Annotated in this window: 4 protein-coding genes and 1 pseudogene; all 5 read left to right on the top strand. The window is 68.3% G+C overall.

The genetic code is table 11. The features are described 5' to 3' along the window. A pseudogene (locus F7R02_RS24525) lies at positions 1–118 on the top strand (IS5-like element ISCARN85 family transposase); the annotation flags it as partial. Between the two features lie 64 nt (positions 119–182). Next, positions 183–1535 (top strand): 3-carboxy-cis,cis-muconate cycloisomerase, encoded by a 1353-nt coding sequence (locus tag F7R02_RS24520; protein WP_078588742.1) that lies wholly within the window; start codon positions 183–185, stop codon positions 1533–1535. A 10-nt stretch (positions 1536–1545) separates the two neighbouring features. Next, entirely contained in the window at positions 1546–2328 is a 783-nt protein-coding gene (gene pcaD / locus F7R02_RS24515) for a 3-oxoadipate enol-lactonase (protein WP_005928893.1), read from the top strand. Positions 2329–2354: 26 nt separating this feature from the next. Beyond that, entirely contained in the window at positions 2355–2768 is a 414-nt protein-coding gene (pcaC, locus tag F7R02_RS24510; RefSeq protein WP_033485432.1) for a 4-carboxymuconolactone decarboxylase, read from the top strand. Between the two features lie 166 nt (positions 2769–2934). Then, positions 2935–3864: an alpha/beta hydrolase gene (locus F7R02_RS24505; RefSeq protein ID WP_139370849.1), complete on the top strand. Its 930-nt coding sequence runs from the start codon at positions 2935–2937 to the stop codon at positions 3862–3864. Positions 3865–4256 lie beyond the last annotated feature (392 nt).

Here is a 4256-nt window from a genome sequence, read left to right as displayed (position 1 = left end):
ACTGTTCCGTCGCTTGAAAGGCTACCGCCGGATTTTCTCGCGCTTCGAGAAGCTGGATGTCATGTTCCTTGGATTCCTCAGCTTCGTCCTAGTCGTTGATGGGCTTCGGATGTGTTAACAGGCCCTAGTTGGCACCTTGGTACATCGGTGCGATGCTGCCGGCACGCCTAGAGATGCAATACATGAGTGCGACATCGTCGTTGTTGGGATCCTTGTTCGGCGAGCCTGCGTGCGACGCCTTGTTCGACGATGCCGCGCGCTTGCAGGCGATGCTGCAGTTCGAGTCCGCGCTGGCGCGCGCACAGGCGCAGTGCGGGGTGATTCCCGCCCAGGCCGCGCAGTCCATTGCCGCTGCCTGCGATGTGCAGCACTACGACCGGGCCGCGTTGGCGCAGGCCACGGCGCTGGCCGGCAATCCCGCCATTCCGCTGGTCAAGGCGCTGACCGCGCAGGTGGTCGCGCACGACAAGGCCGCCGCGCGCTGGGTGCACTGGGGCGCCACCAGCCAGGACGTCATCGATACCGGCACGGTGCTGCAGCTGCGCGCCGCGCTTGATCTGCTGCTGCCGCGTCTGCACGCCCTGTGCGCCGATCTGGCGGTGCTGGCCGAACGCGAGCGCAACACCGGCTTGCCCGGACGCACCCTGCTGCAGCAGGCCGTGCCGGTCACCTTCGGGCTCAAGGTCGCCGGTTGGCTGGACGCCCTGCAGCGTGCGCAGCAGCGCCTGCACGCCTTGCGGCGCGATGCCTTGGTGCTGCAGTTCGGCGGCGCGGCCGGCACCCTGGCCTCGTTGCAGGAGCGTGGCCTGGAAGTGGCGCAGGCCCTGGCGAGCACTCTGGAGTTGCCGCTGCCCGCGCTGCCCTGGCATACCGCGCGCGACCGCATCGTCGAGGTCGGGTGCGCTTTCGGTCTGCTGGCTGCCACGTTGGGCAAGATCGGCGGCGATGTGGCGTTGCTGATGCAATCGGAGGTGGGCGAAGCGTTCGAGCCTGCCGCCGCCGGCAAAGGCGGCTCGTCGGCGATGCCGCACAAGCGCAACCCGGTCTCCAGCGTGGCAGCGGTTGCCGCAGCCACCCGCGTACCGGGCCTGGTCGCCACATTGTTCAGTGCCATGGCGCAGCCGCACGAGCGCGCGGCCGGGCAATGGCATGCCGAATGGGACACCTTGCCGCAGATCGTCTGCCTCACCGCCGGCAGCCTGGCGCAGATGCAGCTGTGCCTGTCCGGTCTGGAACTGGATCGCACGCGCATGCAGGCGCATCTGGACAGCCACGGCGGGCTGCTCTACGCCGAGGCGGCAGTGTTCGCGCTCGCGTCACACCTGGGCAAGCCGCAGGCGCACGCCCTGGTGGAACAGGCAGCGCTGCGCGCGCAGGCGCAGCAACGGCATTTGCGCGAGGTGCTCGGCGAAGACGCGCAGGTGAGCGCGGTGCTCACGCACGCGCAACTCCAGGCAGTGTTCGATAGCGCTAGTTGGCACGGTATGTCTTCGGTCTGGATCGACCGCGTGCTGGCTGGATCTTCTTCCCGTTGACGGTGCTTCGATGGCTTATCTCCAGTTGCCCACGCATCGCCTGCACTACCGCCTGGACGGCACCGAAGGACGCCCCTGGCTGACCTTCTGCAATTCGCTGGGCACCGATCTGCACATGTGGGACGTGCAACTCGAAGCCTTCGCTCCGCACTACCGCATCCTGCGCTACGACCGCCGCGGCCACGGGTATTCGGAGACGCCGCCCGGCCCGTACAGCGTCGCCGACCTGGGTCAGGACGTGCTGACACTGTGGGACGCCCTGGAGATCGCGCAAAGCGATTTCTGCGGCCTGTCGATCGGCGGGCTCACCGGGCAGTGGCTGGGCCTGCAGGCACCGCAGCGCTTGCGCCGGCTGGTGGTGTGCGCCACCGCGCAGAAAATCGGCAGCGCCGCCACCTGGGAAACCCGCATCGAACAGGTGCGCAGCGAAGGCCTTCCGACGCTGATCGATGCCACGCTGCAACGCTGGTTTACCCCCGAATTCGCCACCAGCCACGCGCAGCGCCTGGACATGATCGCCGCTGCCTTCGTCTCCACTTCGCCGGCCGGCTACATCGCCTGCTGCCAGGCGGTGGCCGATGCGGATTTCCGCGGTGCACTGGACGGGCTGAGCCTGCCGCTGCTGGCGCTGGCCGGCGACGACGACCCGGTGTGCCCGCCGCCTGACCTGCGCGAGATCGCCTATGCCGCGCCGGACGGTCATTACGCCCAGGTGCCCGGCCGCCACATCTGCAACCTGGAGTCGCCGGCCGCGTTCAACCACGCGGTGCTCGGTTTTCTTCAGGGCCAGTGAGCTTTCCCACCTTGCAAGGACACCCCATGCACGAAGACGAACGGTATCAAGCCGGCATGCGTGAACGCCGCCGCGTCCTTGGCGATGCGCATGTCGATCGCGCGCTGGCCGCGCGCAGCGACTTCACCGAGGAATTCCAGGACCTGATCACCCGCTACGCCTGGGGCGGCATCTGGACCCGCGATGGCCTGCCGGCCCACACCCGGTCGCTGATCACCTTGTCGATGATGGTCGCGCTGGGCCACGACGAAGAATTCAAGCTGCACGTGCGTGCGGCGCGCAACAACGGCGTGACGCCTGCGCAGATCAAGGAAGTGCTGCTGCAGGCGGCGATCTACTGCGGCGTGCCGGCCGCCAACCACGCGTTCGCGCTGGCCAGGCCGATCCTGGAAGAACAAGCCGCCGACGCCGGCACAGCATCGGCGGCGCAACCCGGGTAAGGTCGTCTCGGTGGGCGGACAGACCGACTGCGCTCACCGCCAGGCGCGCGCGGTCGGTACTCAGTCCGGCGTGGACCATTCGTACACTGTGTGCCTGGCACACCGCCCACTTCGGCCTGCGCGCGCACGTTGGCCGCGCTCAACCCACCGCGTCCGGAGACATCGCATGCCGCGTCGATTTGCCTGCCTGCTGTTACTGCTATTGGCTGCTGCTGCGGCGCTGCACGCACAACCGCAGCCCGGCACGGGCACCGTGTTGTCGCAGGTGCGCACCGACGATGGGCAGACGCTGGCGGTGTGGTCGCGGGTGCCCGTGCAGCCGCGTGGCGCGATCGTGCTGGTGCACGGCCGCACCTGGAGCGCATTGCCCAACTTCGATTTGCAGGCGCCTGGCGAGCCGCGTGATGCGCGCTCTGTCCTTGCGGCGCTCGCGCAAGCCGGGTTTGCCGCGTACGCGGTGGATCTGCGCGGCTACGGCGGCAGCCCACGCGACCGCACGGGCTGGAATACGCCCGCCCGTGCAGTGGCCGATGTCCGCAACGTGCTGGCCTGGGTCGCGCAGACCCATCCCGGCCTGCCGCCGCCCGCACTGCTAGGCTATTCCAACGGCGCGCGGGTGGCATTGCTGCTCGCGCAGCAGCAACCGCAAGAGATTTCCGCACTGGTGTTGTTCGGCTTCCCGGACGATGTGGATACACCACCCGCGTCAGCGGTTCCGGCGGATCGGCCCTTGCGCACACCCACCACGGCCGCAGCGGCCGGCGAGGATTTCATCACCGCCAACGCGGCACCGCCGGGCGTACGTGCGGCTTACGTCGCCCAGGCGCTGGCAGCGGACCCGGTGCGCACCGACTGGCGCGCGATGGAGCAGTTCGCCTTCCACCCCGAGCAGGTCGCGACGTTGCCGGTGCTGCTGTTGCGCGGCGTCGACGACCCGATCGCCACCCAGGCAGACAACGCCCATCTCTACGCACGTCTGCGCAGCGAAGATCGCAGCTGGGTGACCCTGCCGCACGCCGACCACGTGGCCCAGGTCGAAGACAGCCACGCGGCCTGGGTGGACGCGGTGGTGAGCTTTCTGCGCCGGCCGCGCTAGTCCAGCGCCTGCACGCATCCCACGCCACGGACGATGGATCACGCGGCTTTCGTCGCCGTTCTGAGCCGGCATGCGCGCAACAACGGGTGGCAATCACTCCGCACCTGGCGCGCCCAGCGCTGTGCGACCAGTCGTCCGTATGCGCATCGGCCCACGCGGAATGCGGGGTTGCAATTGCTTGACCTGTGCACCCATCGCTGTACTGCCAGCTCACGCAGCGCAAGCGCAGGCTGCATGCTCCGTCAGCCGCCTTGTCGCGCTCTAGGGAAGCTCTGAACAACGCACCACAGATACGCGACACTACCCGCCTCATCATGTAGAGGATCATCTATGCAGCTGACGTTCGGTGACGCTGAGGGCCTGGGCAAGCGCAAGCAGACCCGGCGCGAGAT

The organism is Xanthomonas cissicola (genome assembly GCF_008801575.1).
GTDB classification, from domain to species: Bacteria; Pseudomonadota; Gammaproteobacteria; order Xanthomonadales; family Xanthomonadaceae; genus Xanthomonas; species Xanthomonas cissicola.
The sequence above is the reverse complement of the archived record's forward strand: the minus strand, read 5'-3'. Positions and strand labels throughout refer to the sequence as shown.